The sequence below is a fragment of the Achromobacter sp. ESBL13 genome, from assembly GCF_036668755.1.
Lineage (GTDB): Bacteria > Pseudomonadota > Gammaproteobacteria > Burkholderiales > Burkholderiaceae_B > Achromobacter.
Window position 1 is genome coordinate 1 of record NZ_JAZEVT010000008.1, and the last position, 18,406, is coordinate 18,406.

Below are 18,406 nucleotides of genomic sequence, written 5' to 3' on the forward strand. Positions count from 1 at the left end.
TTCATGCTGCATGCTGGCAAACACTAAAGTGCTTGGCGGAGCGGACGGGGCTCGAACCCGCGACCCCCGGCGTGACAGGCCGGTATTCTAACCAACTGAACTACCGCTCCGCAGCGGCTTACTCAACAACTTCAACTTCATCACTACGCTGCGGTGTCAAGGCAGCTTTAACTACATGCCAGAAAGCTGGCGTCCCCTAGGGGATTCGAACCCCTGTACTCACCGTGAAAGGGTGATGTCCTAGGCCTCTAGACGAAGGGGACCTGAACTAACAGAACTGCAAAGAACTTTACTACGGTACTGCGTACTACGGTGCTGAGTGCTGGTGGAGGTAAGCGGGATCGAACCGCTGACCTCTTGCATGCCATGCAAGCGCTCTCCCAGCTGAGCTATACCCCCCAGGGCGCCTTGATGTTCTGAACTGAAAACAACAAGGTCTCACACTCTATAAAAGCAAAAAGCCCCGAAGACGGAGCTCTTGAAAGACTCAGAGCGAGAGCTTTTGGCGGAGCGGACGGGGCTCGAACCCGCGACCCCCGGCGTGACAGGCCGGTATTCTAACCAACTGAACTACCGCTCCGCAGCGGCTTACTCAACTACTTTGTCACTTCAACTGCACTTATCTACTTCTTTACTGCTGCCAGTGAACTGGCGTCCCCTAGGGGATTCGAACCCCTGTACTCACCGTGAAAGGGTGATGTCCTAGGCCTCTAGACGAAGGGGACTTGGACTTGCTGTACTGCATTACTGGTACCGCATTCTTCGCTGTTGACTGGTGGAGGTAAGCGGGATCGAACCGCTGACCTCTTGCATGCCATGCAAGCGCTCTCCCAGCTGAGCTATACCCCCGTTTCTCTAATCAATTCCTGCTACGTTTTACGGTCAAAACACACGTTTTATTGTGCGCTTTTTCGTAGTTCGTTGCCGGTTTTGTTTAGTGCCGTTGGCGAAGAAACGAGATTATGCACGAACAAAATCGGGTGTGCAAGTCGATCGCGGGCAAAAATCATAAAACGACAAAAAAAATGGGGGTGGGATGCCTTTTTCTGCTTATTTTGTGAGCGAAATCAGGCCGCCGCGAGCCCGCCTCCGGTTCGTGGAATCCAGAAAAATCAAAGGCTTGTGCGGATGCTATCGTGGACGATAAAAAATTTTCGACATCCTGCGGCTTTGGCGTGAAAACCGCGCGACAACCTGAGAATTCCGGCATGAGCACAAAGACTTCTTTTCCCACCCAGCCCCTGGGCCGAAGCGGCATGGACATCACGCGTATCGGATTGGGCGCCTGGGCCATTGGCGGCAATGGCTGGGCGGTAGGATGGGGCCCGCAAGACGACGCCGATTCCATCGCCGCGATTCGCCTGGCCGTGGACCGGGGCATCAACTGGATCGATACGGCGGCGGTTTACGGGCTGGGCCATTCCGAAGACGTCGTGCGGCGCGCGCTGGCGCAGATGGCGCCCGGCGAACGGCCCTATGTGTTCACCAAATGCGGGCTGACGTGGTCGACCGACAACCCGCGGGCGATGCCGCGCCGTACCGGTGCGCCGGCCAGCATCCGTCGCGAAATCGAAGGGTCGCTGCGCCGGCTGGGCGTCGAGCGCCTCGACCTTTATCAAATGCACTGGCCGGCCGGCGACGGCACGCCGCTCGAAACCTATTGGCAGGAACTGCTGACCCTCAAGCAGGAAGGCAAGGTGGGCGCCATTGGCCTGTCCAACCACAACCTGGCGCAGTTGCAGGATGCCGAGGCGCTGGGCCATGTGGATTCCCTGCAGCCGCCTTTCTCGGCGATCCAGCGTGGCGCGGCCGCCGACTTGATCCCCTGGTGCGCGCAGCATGACGTAGGTGTGATCGTCTACAGCCCGATGCAGTCGGGGCTGCTGACGGGCGCCTTTTCCGCCGAGCGGGCCCGGGCGCTGCCGCCGGACGACTGGCGCGCGCGCAATGCCGAATTCGCGCCGCCGAACCTTGCCCGGAACCTGGCGCTGGCAGATGCGATGAAGCCCATCGCGGAACATCACGGCACGACGGTGGCCGCCGTCGCCGCGGCATGGACGTTGGCATGGCCGGGCATCACGGGCGCCATTGTCGGCGCGCGCAGTGCCGCGCAGGTCAATGGCCTGCTGGGCGCTGCCGAACTGGAACTGGATAGCGACGACATGGACGCCATTGCCGAAGCCATCGAGTTGACGGGCGCGGGCGAGGGGCCTGTGCGCCCGCCGCAAGACAGCGGCAGGCTGCCGGAAAATTTGTTCGGCTAGGAAACCCAGCGATCAGTTGGCGGGCCGAGCCTTGCGGTGGCCGCCTATGGCCGCGATCAGAATCAGGCCCATCAAGGCCAAGGCCAGTTTGTCGCCGAAGCGGGCATACGGGGTCAGCCCCGTCATGCCTTGCACCGATACCGGCAGCATGCCCGGCTGCAACGGCGCAAGCTGCGCCGCCACGTGGCCTTTGGCGTCGATAGCGGCGGTGATGCCGGTGTTGGTGGCCGTCAGCATGGGCCGCGCGGTTTCCATGGTGCGCAGGCGGCCGATCTGCAAGTGCTGGCGCAACGCCCACGAATTGCCGAACCAGCCCAGGTTGCTGACGTTGACCAGGATGGTTGCGCCGGGCTCGCCATTGGCGCCCGGCTGTAGCGCGGGCAAAAGGTCGGGGCCGAACAGGTCTTCGTAGCAGATGTTGAACGCGATGTGCTGGCCGCCAACCGCAAACGGCGTCTGCCGCGCCGCGCCGCGATCGAAATCGCCCAGCGGAATGTTCAGCATGTCGACAAACCAGTGAAACCCGGGCGGCACGTATTCGCCCCACGGCACCAGATGGCGCTTGTCGTAACGCATGGCCGTGCTGCCGGCAAGCAATTGCTGGACCGGCGTGTTGCCGTCGAATCCCACCACGCTGTTGGTGTAGCGGTCGCGGCCATTGACGCGGTCGTGCAGCGGCACGCCCATCGCAATCGTCATGTTGCCGCGCGCGGCCACGCCACGCCAGGCGTCCCAGATGCGCGGATCCAGCTGGTCCTGGAAAACCGGCATCACGGTTTCGGGAAGGATCACCAGCTGCGGCGCGGGCACGCCGGGCGCGGGCGGCAGCGCGGTCATTTCCAGATGGCGCACCAGACTTTGTTCCAGCAGCGCGGGGTCGAACTTTTGTGATTGTTCGATGTTGCCCTGGATCAGCCTGACGTTAAGCGGGTCGCCGGTGGGCGAAGACCAATCGATGCGCGACAGCGGCCAACCCACGGCGGCCAGTGCCACTGCGACGCCGGCCGCCAGGGCCTGGCGCGAGTCCATGGCCTTTTTGCGGGACGGCTGCCACAGGCTGGCGATGGCGGCGGCGGCGAACGCGGCCAAGAAGGCCATGCCGTGCACGCCAAGAATCGGCGCCCATCCCGCAATCGGGCTGTCCACCTGTGCGTAGCCGATGTTCAGCCACGGGAAGCCGGTCAGCAAAACCGCGCGCAGCCATTCGAAGGCGGCCCACAGCGCAGCCCAGGCCAGCGTGGATGACAGCCTGCCCAGCGGCGTGGCGCCCGCCGTCAGCGGAACGTAGCGGCGCGTCAGCGCACTGGCGGTGGCGGGAAACAGCGCTAGAAATGCGGACAGGGCCAGCACGCCGGCCACGGCCAGCGGGGCGGCCAGATCGCCGTAGCGATGCATGCTGATGAACAGCCAATACAGGCCCACCGCGTAGGTGGCAAAGCCGAACAGCCAGGCGCGTAGCCAGGCTTGCTTGGCCGACGGCGCGGTCAGCGTGACGCGCGCCGCGATGGCAAGCATGAGTATCTGCGTGATGGCCAGCGCCCAATCCGGCAACGGGCCGGGCGCGAAGGTCAGGGCGTGCACGGCGCCCGCCAGCGTCAAGCCGGCGGCGCCGCGCAGGAGGATGCTGCGCGGGGTACGGCTCATGCGTCGTCGTTGGGGCGGGAGGTTGGGGCAGGCACGTTGCGCTTGACGCGCAACCAGATGGCGCGGCGGGCGTCACCGCGAGCCACTTCCATGCGCAGGCCGTCGAATTCGGCCACGTCGCCACGGCGTGGAATGCGGCCCAGTTGGCCGCCCATCCAGCCGCCCACGCTGTCGTATTCGTCGTCGGGCAGCTGGCAGCCGAAGACCTCGTTGAAGTGCGAGATGTCGGTGGCCGCCATCACGCGCCACTGGTTTTCGCCTTCGGGGAAGATCTCGTCTTCTTCGGTTTCGTCGAATTCGTCTTCGATGTCGCCGACGATCTGTTCCAGTACGTCTTCCATCGTGACCAGCCCTGAAATACCGCCGTGCTCGTCGATGACGATGGCCTGGTGGTTACGGCTGGCGCGGAATTCGTGCAGCAGCACATTCAGGCGCTTGGACTCGGGGATGAACACGGCCGGGCGGACCAGCGTGCGCAGTTCGATGCCGGGTTCCAGCATGCAGCGCAGCAAGTCCTTGGCCAGCAGGATGCCGATGATGTTGTCGCGATCACCCTCGTACACCGGGAACCGCGAGTGCGCGGTTTCGATGACGGAGGCCACCAGGTACGGGATGGGCTGCGTGACGTCCAGCAGGTCCATGCGCGAACGCGGAACCATGATGTCGCCAACGGTGCCTTCGGACACGGCCAGCGCGCCCTTGATCATCTTGTAGGACTCCGCATCCAGCAGGTTGCGGTCGTGGGCAGCTTCCAGAATGGCCTTGATGCCTTCGCGGTCCTCGGGCTCTCGGCGCACAAGGGAAAGCAGGCGGTCTAGAAGGGATTTGGTGGCGGGTTTGGATGAGCGAGCAGAGGTCGCTTCAGGAGCAGGGTAGGGGTCAGACATCGTCCGGGAGGACAAGTTATGGAGGGGCCAGCATAACCGAAACTGGCGTGGCTTTTGTAACGACGGCCCTGAAAATGCGGGCAAACGACGACATCTGCGCGTTGCTTGACGCCATTTTTCGCTAGAAGCTAGGGGTTGACCCGAGGGGGCCGCAAGCGGCATGCCCGAACGCGGGCGGCGTTCGGAGCAAGCTTGGCCGGGCGGCCTAAGCGGCCACCACGTACGGGTCAGCGATGCCCATCCGCGCCAGCGTGGCCGTTTCCAGGGCTTCCATGCGCTTGGCGTCGCGTGCCTTGATGTGGTCGTAGCCCAGCGAATGCAGCACGCCGTGAATCGTCAGGTGGGCCGCGTGCTCCAGCAGCGGTTTGCGCTGTTCGCGCGCCTCGCGCACCAGCACCGGCACGCACATCACGATATCGCCGCGCGCCACGCCCAACGGGTCCACGCCGTACTCGAAGGTGAGCACATTGGTGGCGTAGTCGCGTTCGCGGAAATCGCGGTTCAGGCGCCGGCCCTCGGCAGCGCCGACCAGGCGCAGGCTCAGTTCCGCCGCCGAAAAGTCCACCAGGCCGTCTTCGGCCGCCGCCGCCAGCGCGCGCTCGGCCCACCGGCGCAGGCGCCAGCGGGGCAGGCGGGCTTCCTCGACCCCGTATTGAACGGACAGGGACAGATCAGGCTTCATTTTCAGAGGCGCGATCATAGGCGTCGACAATGCGGGCGACCAGCGGGTGGCGCACGACATCGCGGCTGGTGAAGCGGGTGGTGGCAATGCCCTGGACGTCTTCCAGCACCTTGACCGCATGCGCCAGGCCGCTGTCCTGACCGCGCGGCAGGTCCACCTGTGACGGGTCGCCGGTGATGACGGCCTTGCTGCCGAAACCGATCCGCGTCAGGAACATCTTCATTTGTTCCGGCGTGGTGTTCTGCGCTTCGTCCAGGATGACGAACGCGTGGTTCAACGTGCGGCCGCGCATATAAGCCAGCGGTGCGATTTCGATGGTCTGCTTTTCGAACAGGCGCTGCACCTTTTCAAAGCCCATCAGGTCGTACAGCGCGTCGTACAGCGGGCGCAGATAGGGGTCCACCTTCTGGGCCAGGTCGCCGGGCAGGAAGCCCAGGCGCTCGCCGGCTTCGACGGCTGGGCGCGTCAGCACCAGCCGCTGCACCGTATCGCGTTCCATGGCATCGATCGCGCAAGCCACCGCCAGCCAGGTCTTGCCGGTGCCGGCCGGGCCGACGCCGAACGTGATGTCGTGCTTCAGGATGTTGTTCAGGTAGTCGCGCTGGCGCGGCGTGCGCGGGCGCAGGTCACTGCGCTTGGTGCGCAGCGCGATGCTGTCGCTGTCGTCGTCCAGGGCCGGCAAGGCATCGGCTTCGCGCACCTGCGCTTCCTGTGGTTTGTCTTCCTGGCGTCCAACGCCGATTTCGACCAGGCCCAGCTGGATGTCATCGACCGACAGGGCGCGGTGCACGGCTTGCTCGTGAAAGCGCCGCAAGACCCGGCCGGCCAGTTCGGCGCGTTCGCCTTCGATGGTGACGCGGCTGCCTCGGCGCGACAGCTTCACGCCCATGCCGTCGGCCAGTTGGCGCAGATTCTCGTCCAGGGGGCCGCACAGATTGGCCAGGTGGGTGTTGTCGCCGTCCAGGTTGACGACGGCGGGCATGCTGCGACGGGCGCGGGAACGGGGAGTGGTCATTCGGCCTCTTGGGGAACGCGGTCCACATCGGCCACCCGGGCGCGCAACGAATTGGTGTGCGCTTCGGTGATGATGACGTCGACCATTTGTCCGATGAGCCGCGCGGGCGCGGCGAAGTTCACGATGCGATTGTTCTCGGTGCGGCCCATCAGTTCGTTGGGGTCGCGGCGCGAGGGGCCTTCCACCAGCAGGCGCTGGCGGGTGCCGACCATGTTGCGGGCGATGGTGGCCGCCTGCTCGTTGATCAGCGCTTGCAGGCGCTGCAAGCGGCGCAGCTTGACGTCCTGCGGCGTGTCGTCCGTCAGGTCGGCGGCGGGCGTGCCCGGCCGGCGCGAATACACGAACGAGAACGAGGTGTCGAAACCGACATCTTCGATCAGCTTCATGGTCTTTTCGAAGTCTTCTTCCGTTTCACCGGGAAAGCCCACGATGAAGTCGGACGACAGCGTCAGGTCGGGGCGGGCCGCGCGCAGGCGGCGCACCACCGACTTGAATTCCAGCGTGGTGTAGCCCCGCTTCATGCCGGCCAGCACGCGGTCGCTGCCGGCTTGCACGGGCAGGTGCAGGAACGACACCAGCTTGGGCAGGCGGGCGTAGGCGTCCACCATGCGCTGGGTCATTTCCTTGGGATGCGACGTGGTGTAGCGGATGCGTTCGATGCCCGGGATGTCGTGCACGTATTCCAGCAGCATGGCAAAGTCGGCGATCTCGTCCGAGCCTTCCATTTTGCCGCGGTACGCGTTCACATTCTGGCCCAGCAGCGTCACTTCCTTCACGCCCTGGTCGGCCAGGTCGGCCACTTCGATCAGCACGTCCTCGAAGGGGCGCGAGACTTCTTCGCCGCGCGTGTAGGGCACCACGCAGAAGCTGCAATACTTGCTACAGCCTTCCATGATGGACACGAACGCCGTGGCGCCATCGACGCGCGGGGGCGGCATGTTGTCGAACTTTTCGATTTCCGGAAAGCTGATGTCCACTTGCGACCGGCCTTCGGCACGGCGGCGCGCGATCAGGTCGGGCAGGCGGTGCAGCGTCTGCGGGCCGAACACCACGTCAACATAGGGCGCGCGCTTGACGATGGCCGCGCCTTCCTGGCTGGCCACGCAGCCGCCCACGCCGATCACCAGGTTGGGATTGGTCTTTTTCAGGTGCTGCACCCGGCCCAGGTCCGAGAACACTTTTTCCTGCGCCTTTTCGCGCACCGAACAGGTGTTGAAGAGAATGACGTCGGCTTCTTCGGGGTTGTCGGTCAGTTCCAGGCCCTGGTCGCCGCGCAGCACGTCGGCCATCTTGTCCGAGTCGTACTCGTTCATCTGGCAGCCGAAGGTGCGGATGTACAGCTTGCGGGGGGAACCGGTGCCTGCGTCAGTGGCGGCAGTGTCCGGAAGGGCGGCGGCGGCGGAGTCGCCGGCGCTGGGCGCGTTGGCGCGCTTAAGGGAGGTAGCTTGCATGAGTGTCGCCGTGACGGGTGTAGATCCCGGGGGCTGAAAGGGGTGGAAAGGCGGAATTTTAACCCTTGCCAGGAAATTGTTTCTTGGCCCGGCGGGTGCGCCGCCGTTACGATAGCGGGCCGGCTGAATTCCAGCCGCAAGTAATATTCCTGTTTTTCCTCAAGCGTTCCTATTTTCCCGTAAGCGGCACCGATGACACCGAACCCCCTGACGCCCCGGGCCGCCGCGTCCGTGCCCCCTGCCGCGCGCGGCCCCGCTGTGCAAAACCCGATCCGCAACCCCTTTTCCTGGACGACCTGGCTGTTGCTGGCTGCGGCATTGGCGTTGTTGGCAGGCGCCAGTGCGCGATGGGTGGACTTGCCCCTTGCCATCTGGATCAAGCAGTCGGTGTCCGTCGGGGTGAACGAATCCTTCGAATGGGTTGGCGAATTGGGCGAAAGCGGCCCGTATATCGGCGTGGCGCTGGCGTTCTACGTGGTCGGCCTGATTGGTCTGGCGCGCGGCTGGCGCAACCCGCTGCGCATGAGCTACGCCAGCATGGCGCGCGGCAGCTTGCTGATGCTCTCGACCATGGCCGTGGGCGGGGTGATCGTGTTGTTGCTCAAGCGGTCGGTGGCCCGCGCGCGTCCCGAGTTGTTCTTCGAAAAAGGAATCTACGGGCTGGGCGAATCGTTTTCACGCGTGCAGCAGTTCAATTCCTTTCCGTCCAGCCACACCTATGCGGCCTTTGCCGTGGCCGTGGTGCTGAGCATCCTGGCGCCGCGCTGGCGCGTGGTGTTCCTGCTGCTGGCCGCGCTGGTGGCGATGAGCCGGCTGGTCAACCTGGACCACTACCTTTCCGACGTGATGACCGCGGCGGGCATCGCGGTGCTGGTGGGACATCTGCTGGCGCCCCGCGTGTTGGGCAGCCAGTATCAATGGCCGCTGCGCGCGCCGTGGCGTTGGTGGAAAAAAGCGTGAACCCGGGCGCTCTTTATACAAGGGCCGCGATAACATCGCGGCCCTTTTTTATCGCGCGTTGCTTATGCAAAGTTGACGACCACGCGCCGATTCGTGCGGCTTTTCTTTTCGATCTTGGCGATGGTCACCGCGCCGATTTCGCCGGTGTTGCGCACGTGGGTGCCGCCACAGGGCTGGCGATCCACCCCGGGGATATCCACAATGCGGATCTTGGCCGTGCCCGTCGGGGGCGCCGCGCCCACCGTGCGCACCAGGTCGGGTTGCGCCGCCAGTTCTTCGGGGGTGATGGCGGTGACGGTGACGTCCAGGCCACGGTTGATCAGCGCGTTCAGTCGCTCGGCCAGCTCCGTCTTTTCCAGGGTGGATTCGGGCAGGTCGAAATCGATGCGGGCGGAGTCGGCCGAGATGCTGCAACCGGTCACGGGCGCGGGCACCAGGGCGCCCAGCAAGTGCAGACAGGTGTGTAGCCGCATCAGGCGATGGCGGCGCTCCCAATCGATGGCCACGGTGACACGGTCGCCCACTTGCGGGAGCGTGTCGCCTTCGGCCAGGCTCAGCACGTGCAGGATGCGCTGGCGGTCGTCCGCGTACACCGTGTCCGCCAACGTCAGCACGCGTCCATCTGTCAGCGTCAGCGTGCCGCTGTCGCCCGCCTGCCCGCCGCTACGCGCGTAGCAAACGGTCTCGTCCAGCTCGACGCCTTCGGGGCCGACGGCCGTGATGGTGGCCTGGCATTGGTCCAGATAGGGTTCGTCGTCGAAACGTTTGCGGGTAGCGGTGGCGGTGGCTGTAGTTGTCATGCGGGGTCTCCGGTTTGAATGCGATGTGCGGGGGGGTTACGCCAGGGTCTTCTGCCCTTGCGGCGTGTCGATCAGCGCGGTCAGACGCGGCTGCCCGTCGGTTTGTTCCAGGTCGATCAGGGTGTCCGCACCCATCCAGGTCAGCCCTTGGCGCAACAGGCCGGCCTGCGGGTGGCATCCCGTCAGGCGCACCAGCGTCAACGGCTGCGGCGGCAGGCTGACGCCGGGGTAGGCTTCCACATCCCATTGGATCAGCGTGGGCAGCAAGCCGTCGCCGGCGGCATGGCCCGCCTCGCGCCATGCCGGCAGGCTGCCGTCGTCCGGCACCGTCAAGCGCCAGCGCAGATCGCCGCGCGTCATGGGGATGACGGGGGCGATACGCTCGGGGTGTTCGGCCTGCATGCGCGTCAGATCCAGCGGCGCTTGAACGCGCGCGGCCCAGTGCGCCAGGAAAGGGCCCTGTTCCAGCCGTGCGCGCATGGCGCCCTGGTCCAGCCCGAACCAGCGCGGCCGCTCAGGCGCGGGCGCGTCCGGGTCTATGGCGATGACCTCCAGATACATGCCGCCCGCCATGCCCAGCACGCGGTTGTGGGTGCCCATGCGCGGGTGCGCGCCGCCGGTTTGTGGCGCGATGCCCAGCCGCCCGGCAACATATTCCGTACCGCTGGCAAGGTCCGCCGCGGCGATGACGAGATGATCAATGGTGAGTTTCATGGGGACCTATGGTAGCGAATGCCGGCGGATTCGTACCCGTACACCAGAACGACACCAAACGGTACAGTGCCGATCACGCCGTGACGGAGATGCCGGCCGTGTCGGATTGCCGCGCTTTTCGCACCCGGATTTCAACATGCTGATCCAGACCGGTCGGCGGCATCTTCAAAACCGAGGTCGTACAGGACGTGTTTGGTACCAGGAGTCATCCGTCCGCCTGCACAACGAACAGCCGCATTCGCATGCTCTTTTGGACGGAGAGGGAAAAAGCCTTGAAGTCCTTTTTTGATGCGCCTTCCCAGGACAACATCTTGGGGATGTCCGTTCACATGAATATATCTGTTCAGATATAAAAATAAATACGCCCCGTAGCGAGAACGGCAAAGGCAAGCGCTTAGGGGCAACGCGACTATTCGTGGCGGCTGTGGATTTTTTGAAGCGTCTTGCACGCCGCCCCAAAAGCAAAAACCCGTCGCGCATGCGACGGGTTTTTGTTTGCGGCCCGACCGGAATCGGGAGGTGGGGTCAGCGGGCTGGGATCAGGCGACTTCGCCTTCCTCGCCTTCTTTCTTGACCGGCTTGATCAGGTCTTCGCGCTTGACGCCCATCCACATGGCCAGCGCGGCGGCGACGAACACCGACGAATAGATACCGAACCAGATGCCGATGGTCAGTGCCATGGCGAAGTAGTGCAGGCTGGGGCCGCCGAAGAAGAGCATGGCCAGCACCATCATCTGCGTCGAACCGTGGGTGATGATGGTTCGCGAGATGGTCTGGGTGATGGCGCTGTTGATGACTTCGGTGACGTCGGCCTTGCGGTACTTGCGGAAGTTCTCGCGGATCCGGTCCATGATGACGACCGATTCGTTCACGGAGTAACCCAGCACCGCCAGCACGCCCGCCAGCACCGCCAGCGAGAATTCCCACTGGAAGAAGGCGAAGAAGCCAAGGATGATCACCACGTCGTGCAAGTTGGCGATCACGCCGGCGACGGCGAACTTCCATTCGAAGCGAAAGCCCAGGTACACCATGATGCCGATCACCACGACCAGCAGGGCCATCAAGCCGTTGTGCAGCAGTTCCTGGCCGACCTGCGGCCCGACGAATTCCACGCGGCGTAGCTCGACGCTGGAATCGGCCGTCTTCAGCGCGGCCAGCACGCTTTCGCTTTGCGTGGCCGACGTTTGGCCTTCCTGCAGCGGCAGGCGGATCATGACGTCGCGCGAGGTGCCGAAGTTCTGCACCTGGAAGTCGGAGTAGCCCAGCTTGGACACCGCGCCACGCACGTTTTCCAACTGCGCCGTCTGGGCGTAGTTGACTTCCATGACCGTGCCGCCGGTGAATTCGATCGACAGGTGGAAGCCCCGCGTGACGATGAAGAAGACCGCCAGCGCGAACGTGACGAGGCTGATGATGTTCAGCACCAACGCATGGCGCATGAACGGGATGGTGCGGTGAATACGGAAAAATTCCATTTTTCGCCTTCGGTTCTTTTTATGGCGGACGGCTGTGGGCCGTCCGCCTTATTGTCAGTTTGCCTTCGGTTTCCAGATCTCGCCGATGGAGATCGTGGAGAGCTTCTTCTTGCGGCCGTAGTACAGGTTGGCCAGGGCGCGCACGCCAACGACCGACGAGAACATCGACGTCAGGATGCCCAGGCAGTGCACCACCGCGAAGCCCCGGATCGGACCCGAGCCGAAGGCCAGCAGCGCCAGACCGACGATGAGCGTCGTGAGGTTCGAGTCAAGAATCGTGCCCCAGGCGCGTTCGAAACCTTGGTGGATGGCCTGCTGCGGGGTCGCCCCGGCGCGCAGTTCTTCCCGTATCCGCTCGTTGATCAGCACGTTTGAGTCAATGGCCATGCCCAGCGTCAGCGCGATAGCGGCGATACCCGGCAAGGTCAGCGTGGCTTGCAGCATGGACAGCAGCGCCAGAAGCAGCAGCACGTTCAGCGTCAGGCCCACCGTGGAGAACACACCGAACAGGTGGTAGTACAGGATGATGAAGACGGCGATGGCCAGGAAACCGTACAGCGTCGAATGGAAGCCCTTCGAGATGTTGTCGGCGCCCAGGCTCGGGCCGATGGTGCGTTCTTCGATGATCGACATCGGCGCGGCCAGCGCACCGGCGCGCAGCAGCAGGGCGGTGTCGGCGGCTTCTTCGGAGCTCATGCTGCCCGAGATCTGCACTTGGCCGCCCGCGATTTCGCTGCGGATGACCGGCGCCGTGACCACTTCGCCCTTGCCGTTTTCAAACAGCAGGATGGCCATGCGCTTGCCGATGTTGTCGCGGGTGACGTCGCGGAAGATGCGCGCGCCCTTGGAATCCAGCGTCAGGTGGACGGCGGCTTGCTGGGTTTGCGAATCGCGGCCCGGCTGCGCGTCTTGCAGGTTTTCACCCGTCAGCACGACCTGGCGGCGAACCAGGATGGGGCGGCCGTCACGATCGTTGTAGCGTTCCAGGCCGAAAGGCACGGTGCCGCCCAACAGCGCGGCTTGCGCGGTGGGGGTGTCGTCAACCATGCGGATTTCCAGCGTGGCGGTGCGGCCCAGCAGTTCCTTGGCCTTGGCCACGTCCTGCACGCCGGGCAGCTGCACCACGATGCGGTCCGCGCCCTGTTGCTGAATGACCGGTTCGGCCACGCCCAGTTCGTTGATGCGGTTGTGCAGGGTGTTGATGTTCTGCTTCAGCGCGGAATCCTGCACGCGCTGGACGGCGGCCGGGTTCAGGGCGCCCAGCAGCACTTGCTTGCCGCCTTCTTCGCGTTCCGTGAATTCCAGATCGGGCAGGCGGGTGCGCAGGGTGGCGATGGCGCGGTCACGGTCGTCGGTGTTGGCGAACGTGGCGGCCACGCCCATGCCCGAGCGCTCGACGCCGGCCACGTTGACCTTCTGGTCACGCAACACCGAACGCACGTCGGCGGCCAGGGAGTCGTAGCGGGCGGTCAGTGCGCCCTGCATGTCCACTTGCAGCAGGAAGTGCACGCCACCGCGCAAGTCCAGCCCCAGGTACATCGGCTTGGGGGCGAACCAGCCCATCGCGCGCATCCAGGCGGGCGAGGCGGGCAGCAGGTTCAGCGCCACGGTGTAGTGGGGGTCGCCGGCAACGGTGTTCAGGGATTTGTCGAGCAGATCGCGCGCCTGCAATTGCAGGTCGGTCGAGGAGAAACGGGCGCGCACGGTACCGAGCGTGCCGTTTTGTTCGTAGAAGACGCCTTCGTTCGGAATCTTGGCTTCGGTCAGGATTTGATCGACCCGGCTCAACATCGCCGCATCCACCTTGATGGTGGCCTTGGCGCTGGAAACCTGGACCGCGGGAGACTCGCCGTAGAAATTCGGAAGCGTGTACAAGAGGCCAATGATGACCGCGATCAGGACCGTAATGTACTTCCAGAGGGGATAGCGGTTCATTGCCGGCTACTTCATGTCAGGGTGATAAAAGGGCCGCCCGGGCGATGAACGCGGCGGGCGGCGGTGGGTCCCATCAAACGTAAGAGCCCGACGGGGGCTCTATTAGACGCTTAAAGGGCCTTGATGGTTCCTTTAGGAAGCACCGTCGAAACCGACGACTTCTGCATGATGACTTCAACGGGCTTGTCGGCCAGTTCGGACACTTCAACGGTCACGTAGCTGTCGTTGACCTTGGTGACCTTGCCCAGCATGCCGCCGGCCGTGACCACTTCGTCACCCTTGGCCAGGGCGGCGATCAGGTTGCGGTGTTCCTTCTGACGCTTCATCTGCGGGCGGATCATCAGGAAGTAGAGGATCACGAACATCAGGACGATGGGCAACATGCCCATCAACGCATTACCTTCAGGGGCGGCGGCTTGTGCCACGACGAGGCTTGCGGTATCGATAACGGACATTGAATTCTCCTGCGTTTAAGTCTGTGTGGGTTGTTTGTTGCTACGGCCGGCCATGCCCGGGTTCTCTATGTAACCGTGGGTCATTGCCAAACCCCTTAGCTGTGTTGTTATGCGCCCATCCCCGCGCGAGCCATGGATAGGGCAAGCCGACTATTGTATCTATGTTATTGCCGGCCTTTCACTAGGGATGGATCCCAATCTATGGGGACGGAATCCCAATAAAAAAGACCCCCCCTGGAAAAAGGCCGGTTTATTCGATGCCGCGCGCCCGGTCGGCCGCGAACTGCGCGCGCCACGCTTCAAAGCGTCCTTCGGCGATGGCTTCGCGCATTTCCTGCATGATCGTCAGGTAGAAATGCAGGTTGTGCAGGGTGTTCAGGCGCGCGCCGGTGATCTCGTTGGCCCGTTGCAGGTGGTGCAGATAGGCGCGCGAGAAGTTGCCGCAGGTGTGGCAGGCGCAGCTGGGGTCCAGCGGCCGGGTGTCGTCGCGGTATTTGGCGTTGCGGATCTTGACGTCGCCAAAACGGGTAAACAGCCAGCCGTTGCGGGCGTTGCGGGTGGGCATGACGCAATCGAACATGTCCACGCCGCGGCTGACGCCTTCGACCAGGTCTTCCGGCGTGCCCACGCCCATCAGGTAGCGCGGCGCCTGGGCCGGCAGCTTGGGGGTGACGTGCGCCAGGATGCGCATCATGTCTTCCTTGGGCTCGCCCACCGACAGGCCGCCGATGGCGTAGCCGTGAAAACCGATGTCTTGCAGCCCGGCCAGCGATTCGTCGCGCAGGGATTCGTACATGCCGCCTTGCACGATGCCGAACAGCGCGTTGGGGTTGCCCAGGCGGTCGAATTCATCGCGCGAGCGGCGCGCCCAGCGCAAGGACATGCGCATGGACCGGGCGGCTTCTTCCACGGTGGCGGGGCGCCCGTCGATTTCATACGGCGTGCATTCGTCAAACACCATCACGATGTCGGAATTGAGCGAACGCTGGATACGCATCGATTCTTCGGGCGTCAGGAACAGCCGCGCGCCGTCGATGGGTGACGCAAACTTCACGCCTTCCTCGGTGATCTTGCGCATGCCTTGCAGGCTGAACACCTGGAAGCCGCCCGAGTCGGTCAGGATGGGTTTGTCCCACTGCATGAAGCCGTGCAGGCCGCCGTGCTTTTCCATGATGTCCGTGCCCGGGCGCAGCCACAGGTGGAACGTGTTGCCCAGCACGATCTGCGAGCCGATCTCTTTAAGCTCGTGCGGCATCATGGCCTTGACGCTGCCATAGGTGCCCACGGGCATGAAGATGGGCGTCTCGACCACGCCGTGGTTCAGCGTGATGCGGCCGCGGCGGGCGCCGCCGTCGGTGGCTAGCAGTTCAAAGTTCAGACCGGTCATGGGGCGGGGGACTCGATAAACATGGCGTCGCCATAGCTGAAGAAGCGGTAGCGCTGGGCCACCGCATGGGCGTAGGCGCGGCGGATCGGCTCAACGCCGGCCAGCGCCGACACCAGCATCAGCAGGGTCGACTGGGGAAGGTGGAAGTTGGTGACCAGGGCGTCCACGACGCGGTACCGGTAGCCGGGGGTGATGAAAAGGCGGGTGTCGCCCTGGGCGGCGGCCAGCGGCAGGCCGGGGGCGGTGCGCCCTTCGGATTGCGCCGCCGCCGATTCCAGCGCGCGCACGCTGGTCGTGCCCACGGCGATCACCCGGCCGCCCTTGGTGCGGGCGGCGGCGATGGCGTCCACGGTGGCCTGGGGCACGGTGAACCATTCGGCGTGCATGATGTGGTCGGCCAGGTTGTCGACCCGCACCGGCTGGAAGGTGCCCGCGCCCACGTGCAGCGTGACAAAAGCGCGCGCGATGCCCAGGCTGGCCAGGCGGTCCAGCGTGGGCTGGTCAAAGTGCAGGCCCGCCGTGGGGGCGGCGACCGCGCCGGGCTCGCGGGCGTAGACGGTCTGGTAGCGGTCGTCGTCGCCTGCGTCGGCCGCGTGCGTGATGTAGGGCGGCAGCGGCGTGGCGCCGTGCGCGTCCAGCAGGTCCAGCACCGGGCCGGGAAAGCGGATGTCGAAAAGCTCGCCTTCGCGGCCGAGCACGGTGGCGTCAAAGGCGTCGGCCAGACGCAGCACCATGCCCGGGCCGGGCGATTTGCTGGCGCGCACATGGGCCAGCACGCGGTCGGACTCGGTGATGCGTTCGACCAGCACCTCGATCTTGCCGCCGGTGATCTTATGGCCCGCCAGCCGCGCCTTGATGACGCGGGTGTCGTTGAACACCAGCAGGTCATCCGGACGCAGCAGGCCGACCAGGTCGGCGAACTGTCGGTCGTGCAGTTGGCTGGCGGCATCCAGATGCAGCAGGCGGCTACCCGTGCGCTGGGCGGCGGGCGTCTGCGCGATAAGTTCTGGCGGCAGCTCGTAATTGAAGTCGGAAACGGTCAGGGACTGGGTCACGCGGGTATCTGCGGGTATCTGTCTGTCAGGAGGGGCGGCCCGGTAAACGCTGATGGCGGCGGCCGGGCAAGCTCGGGGCAACCGGCTATTGTAAAGGCGAAGGTTATCAGGGCCGGATCGGCCTGCCGCCCGTAACCGTCCCAGGTTTTGTATGCTCTCGGTCTTGAGAGCAATAGCAACCGGTGGACTAGGCATGACGGGACAAGCGATGAAGCGGTGTGGCGGGCTGAAGCGGTGGTTGGCCGGCGCGCTGATGGCCCTGTCGGCCGGCGCCGCCTGCGCGCAGGTCCAGGGCCTGCCGCCCAACGTCGTGAATGCCTGGAAAGCCAGCAAGCTGCCCGACAGTTCGTTGTCGCTGGTGGTGCAAGAGCTGGGCGGACAGCGGTTGATTGCGCTGAACGCGAAAGAACCCCGCAACCCGGCGTCGGTGATGAAGCTGGTCACGACGTGGGCCGCGTTGTCCGAGCTGGGCCCCAACTACGTCTGGCGCACCGAATTCATGACGGCGCCCGGCGCCCGGCCCGATGCCCGTGGCGTCCTGGCCGGCCCTTTGTATCTGCGCGCGGGCGGCGACCCCCAGTTTCTGATGCAGGACCTGTGGGCGCTGCTGCGCGAACTGCGCCTGCGCGGCGTCAAGCAGATCAATGACCTGATTATCGACCGCAGCATATTCGGCCAGGTCGCCACGGACCCGGGCGCTTTCGACGGCGCCCCGGACCGCGCCTACAACGCCAGCCCCGATGCGCTGATGGTGGGTTTTGGCGCGCTGCGCCTGTTGTTCACCCCCGACCCCGTGGCCCAGAAGTGGGTGCCGTTGATCGACCCGCCCTTGCCCGGCCTGAAGATTGAAGGCAGCGTGCAATGGAGCGACATCCGCTGTCCCGGCCCGCCGGTCGTCACGACCGAACCGCTCATCACCCAGCAGGGCGTGACGATCCGCGTCGGCGGCAAGGTGGCCGGGTCCTGCGGCGAATTCAGCCTGTATCGGCTGGCGCTGTCGCAGCCGGATTACGCCACCGAAATCTTCCGCATGTTGTGGAAGGAACTGGGCGGCACGTTCAAGGGGCAGGTCAAATCGGGCATGGTGCCGGCGGACGCCGTGGTGCTGGCCTCGCATGAATCCCCGACCTTGTCCGAGGTCATCCGCCAGATCAACAAGCGCAGCAACAACGTCATGGCGCGCACGCTGCTGCTGACGCTGGGCGCCGAGCGCGGCCGCCGGCCGGCCACGGTGACCAGCAGCGAGGCGGCGGCCAAGGGCGCGCTGGTCAAGCAGGGCCTGGACATGCCCGAACTGGTCATCGACAACGGCGCGGGGCTGTCGCGCGAGGCCCGGGTGTCGGCCGACAGCCTGGCGTCGATGCTGACCGTGGCGTGGAATTCGCCGGTCATGCCCGAATACATATCTTCCTTTGCGATTGCCGGGGTGGACGGCACGGTGCGCCGCCGCCTGAAGGGCGATGGCACGCAGGGCATGGCGCACCTGAAGACCGGCTCGCTGCGCGACGTGCGATCCATCGCCGGTTACGTGCTGGGAGCCAGCGGCAAGCGTTACGTGGTTGTCAGCATCGTGAACCACGAACAGGCAGGCGCCGTCCGGGCTTTCGACGACGCACTGATTGCATGGCTGGCCGATCAATGAATGTGGCCCGCGCGCCGCGCGCACTCTGTGCGCTTGCTGC

At 64.7% G+C, this 18,406-nt stretch carries 15 protein-coding genes and 6 tRNA genes; 3 read left to right on the top strand and 18 right to left on the bottom strand.

What is annotated here, in order from left to right; genetic code table 11:
* Positions 1-33: 33 nt before the first annotated feature.
* From V6F88_RS25305 to V6F88_RS25330, 6 genes are all read right to left on the bottom strand, one after another.
* Positions 34-110, bottom strand: a tRNA-Asp gene (locus tag V6F88_RS25305).
* Positions 111-187: 77 nt separating this feature from the next.
* A tRNA-Glu gene (locus tag V6F88_RS25310) sits at positions 188-263 on the bottom strand.
* A 60-nt stretch (positions 264-323) separates the two neighbouring features.
* A tRNA-Ala gene (locus tag V6F88_RS25315) sits at positions 324-399 on the bottom strand.
* A 104-nt stretch (positions 400-503) separates the two neighbouring features.
* A tRNA-Asp gene (locus tag V6F88_RS25320) sits at positions 504-580 on the bottom strand.
* A 69-nt stretch (positions 581-649) separates the two neighbouring features.
* Positions 650-725 (bottom strand) — tRNA-Glu (locus V6F88_RS25325).
* 48 nt (positions 726-773) lie between these two features.
* Positions 774-849: transfer RNA gene (locus tag V6F88_RS25330), tRNA-Ala, on the bottom strand.
* A gap of 359 nt (positions 850-1,208) precedes the next feature.
* Here V6F88_RS25330 and V6F88_RS25335 point away from each other — a divergent pair.
* On the top strand, positions 1,209-2,264 hold the full coding sequence (locus V6F88_RS25335; RefSeq protein WP_332613052.1) for an aldo/keto reductase: 1,056 nt from the start codon (positions 1,209-1,211) through the stop codon (positions 2,262-2,264).
* 12 nt (positions 2,265-2,276) lie between these two features.
* Here V6F88_RS25335 and lnt read toward each other — a convergent pair whose 3' ends face one another.
* The 5 genes from lnt to miaB all read right to left on the bottom strand — a co-directional run bounded on the left by lnt (position 2,277) and on the right by miaB (position 7,943).
* A complete protein-coding gene (gene lnt, locus V6F88_RS25340; RefSeq protein ID WP_332613054.1) occupies positions 2,277-3,908 on the bottom strand; it encodes an apolipoprotein N-acyltransferase in 1,632 nt (543 codons plus the stop codon).
* Positions 3,905-4,795, bottom strand: coding sequence for an HlyC/CorC family transporter (locus tag V6F88_RS25345; RefSeq protein WP_332613055.1), 891 nt, complete (start codon positions 4,793-4,795; stop codon positions 3,905-3,907). The genes lnt and V6F88_RS25345 overlap by 4 nt, the downstream gene beginning before the upstream one ends.
* Before the next feature lie 205 nt (positions 4,796-5,000).
* Positions 5,001-5,477 carry an rRNA maturation RNase YbeY gene (gene ybeY, locus V6F88_RS25350; protein ID WP_332613057.1) on the bottom strand — a complete coding sequence of 159 codons (477 nt, stop codon included), beginning with the start codon at positions 5,475-5,477 and terminating at the stop codon, positions 5,001-5,003.
* Positions 5,467-6,492, bottom strand: coding sequence for a PhoH family protein (locus V6F88_RS25355; protein WP_104145559.1), 1,026 nt, complete (start codon positions 6,490-6,492; stop codon positions 5,467-5,469). Before V6F88_RS25355 ends, ybeY begins: the two co-directional genes overlap by 11 nt.
* A complete protein-coding gene (miaB, locus tag V6F88_RS25360) occupies positions 6,489-7,943 on the bottom strand; it encodes a tRNA (N6-isopentenyl adenosine(37)-C2)-methylthiotransferase MiaB (RefSeq protein ID WP_332613059.1) in 1,455 nt (484 codons plus the stop codon). Before miaB ends, V6F88_RS25355 begins: the two co-directional genes overlap by 4 nt.
* Positions 7,944-8,135: 192 nt before the next feature.
* Between miaB and V6F88_RS25365 the strand changes: the two genes are divergently transcribed.
* A complete protein-coding gene (locus V6F88_RS25365) occupies positions 8,136-8,903 on the top strand; it encodes a phosphatase PAP2 family protein (protein WP_332613060.1) in 768 nt (255 codons plus the stop codon).
* A gap of 62 nt (positions 8,904-8,965) precedes the next feature.
* On the opposite strand, the gene V6F88_RS25370 is transcribed toward V6F88_RS25365, so the two are convergent.
* From V6F88_RS25370 to queA, 7 genes are all read right to left on the bottom strand, one after another.
* Entirely contained in the window at positions 8,966-9,703 is a 738-nt protein-coding gene (locus V6F88_RS25370; RefSeq protein WP_332613061.1) for an alanyl-tRNA editing protein, read from the bottom strand.
* 36 nt (positions 9,704-9,739) lie between these two features.
* Positions 9,740-10,417, bottom strand: a complete 678-nt coding sequence (locus tag V6F88_RS25375) for a VOC family protein (protein ID WP_332613062.1) — start codon at positions 10,415-10,417, stop codon at positions 9,740-9,742.
* Positions 10,418-10,956: 539 nt separating this feature from the next.
* Entirely contained in the window at positions 10,957-11,892 is a 936-nt protein-coding gene (gene secF, locus V6F88_RS25380) for a protein translocase subunit SecF (RefSeq protein WP_332613063.1), read from the bottom strand.
* 54 nt (positions 11,893-11,946) lie between these two features.
* Complete coding sequence (gene secD, locus V6F88_RS25385) at positions 11,947-13,827, bottom strand: protein translocase subunit SecD (RefSeq protein WP_332613065.1); 1,881 nt, start codon at positions 13,825-13,827, stop codon at positions 11,947-11,949.
* Between the two features lie 110 nt (positions 13,828-13,937).
* Positions 13,938-14,282, bottom strand: a complete 345-nt coding sequence (yajC, locus tag V6F88_RS25390) for a preprotein translocase subunit YajC (protein ID WP_006221220.1) — start codon at positions 14,280-14,282, stop codon at positions 13,938-13,940.
* Between the two features lie 250 nt (positions 14,283-14,532).
* Positions 14,533-15,669, bottom strand: coding sequence for a tRNA guanosine(34) transglycosylase Tgt (gene tgt, locus V6F88_RS25395; protein ID WP_332613066.1), 1,137 nt, complete (start codon positions 15,667-15,669; stop codon positions 14,533-14,535).
* Positions 15,666-16,724, bottom strand: a complete 1,059-nt coding sequence (gene queA / locus V6F88_RS25400) for a tRNA preQ1(34) S-adenosylmethionine ribosyltransferase-isomerase QueA (protein WP_332613067.1) — start codon at positions 16,722-16,724, stop codon at positions 15,666-15,668. Before queA ends, tgt begins: the two co-directional genes overlap by 4 nt.
* A 193-nt stretch (positions 16,725-16,917) precedes the next feature.
* Between queA and dacB the strand changes: the two genes are divergently transcribed.
* Positions 16,918-18,366, top strand: coding sequence for a D-alanyl-D-alanine carboxypeptidase/D-alanyl-D-alanine endopeptidase (dacB, locus tag V6F88_RS25405; RefSeq protein ID WP_442880395.1), 1,449 nt, complete (start codon positions 16,918-16,920; stop codon positions 18,364-18,366).
* Positions 18,367-18,406 lie beyond the last annotated feature (40 nt).

Bases quoted from the DNA above. Each gene is read 5' to 3' on its own strand.
- V6F88_RS25335 (WP_332613052.1), top strand. From the start codon at position 1,209: ATGAGCACAAAGACTTCTTTTCCCACCCAGCCCCTGGGCCGAAGCGGC.
- lnt (WP_332613054.1), bottom strand. From the start codon at position 3,908: ATGAGCCGTACCCCGCGCAGCATCCTCCTGCGCGGCGCCGCCGGCTTG.
- V6F88_RS25345 (WP_332613055.1), bottom strand. From the start codon at position 4,795: ATGTCTGACCCCTACCCTGCTCCTGAAGCGACCTCTGCTCGCTCATCC.
- ybeY (WP_332613057.1), bottom strand. From the start codon at position 5,477: ATGAAGCCTGATCTGTCCCTGTCCGTTCAATACGGGGTCGAGGAAGCC.
- V6F88_RS25355 (WP_104145559.1), bottom strand. From the start codon at position 6,492: ATGACCACTCCCCGTTCCCGCGCCCGTCGCAGCATGCCCGCCGTCGTC.
- miaB (WP_332613059.1), bottom strand. From the start codon at position 7,943: ATGCAAGCTACCTCCCTTAAGCGCGCCAACGCGCCCAGCGCCGGCGAC.
- V6F88_RS25365 (WP_332613060.1), top strand. From the start codon at position 8,136: ATGACACCGAACCCCCTGACGCCCCGGGCCGCCGCGTCCGTGCCCCCT.
- V6F88_RS25370 (WP_332613061.1), bottom strand. From the start codon at position 9,703: ATGACAACTACAGCCACCGCCACCGCTACCCGCAAACGTTTCGACGAC.
- V6F88_RS25375 (WP_332613062.1), bottom strand. From the start codon at position 10,417: ATGAAACTCACCATTGATCATCTCGTCATCGCCGCGGCGGACCTTGCC.
- secF (WP_332613063.1), bottom strand. From the start codon at position 11,892: ATGGAATTTTTCCGTATTCACCGCACCATCCCGTTCATGCGCCATGCG.
- secD (WP_332613065.1), bottom strand. From the start codon at position 13,827: ATGAACCGCTATCCCCTCTGGAAGTACATTACGGTCCTGATCGCGGTC.
- yajC (WP_006221220.1), bottom strand. From the start codon at position 14,282: ATGTCCGTTATCGATACCGCAAGCCTCGTCGTGGCACAAGCCGCCGCC.
- tgt (WP_332613066.1), bottom strand. From the start codon at position 15,669: ATGACCGGTCTGAACTTTGAACTGCTAGCCACCGACGGCGGCGCCCGC.
- dacB (WP_442880395.1), top strand. From the start codon at position 16,918: ATGACGGGACAAGCGATGAAGCGGTGTGGCGGGCTGAAGCGGTGGTTG.